At 62.4% G+C, this 314-nt stretch carries 1 protein-coding gene; it reads left to right on the top strand.

Annotated elements, in window-relative coordinates:
- The coding region (locus QSV46_RS39315; RefSeq protein WP_314964035.1) for a PAS domain S-box protein at window positions 1–314 on the top strand (314 nt) is incomplete at both ends.

Below are 314 nucleotides of genomic sequence, written 5' to 3'. Positions count from 1 at the left end.
ACCTACAACCCCGTGCTCGACGGCAGCGGCAAACCTTGCAAGGTCGTGAAGTTCGCGACCGACATCACCGCCCGCAAGATCAAGAGCATGGAGGATGCCGGCCAGGTCGCCGCGATCAACCGTACGCAGGCGGTCATTGCGTTCGAGATGGACGGCACCGTCATCACCGCCAATGACAACTTCCTGAAAGCGATGGGCTATACGCTCGCCGAAATCCAGGGCAAGCATCACGGCATCTTCGTCATTCCGTCGGAGCGCGACAGCGCCGCCTACCGGCAGTTCTGGGCGAGCCTCAACCGCGGCGAGAGCCAGCA

It is taken from the genome of Bradyrhizobium cosmicum (genome assembly GCF_032290525.1).
Lineage (GTDB): Bacteria > Pseudomonadota > Alphaproteobacteria > Rhizobiales > Xanthobacteraceae > Bradyrhizobium > Bradyrhizobium cosmicum_A.
Note: the sequence above shows the minus strand (reverse complement) of the source record. Positions and strands in the feature narration are given on the sequence as shown.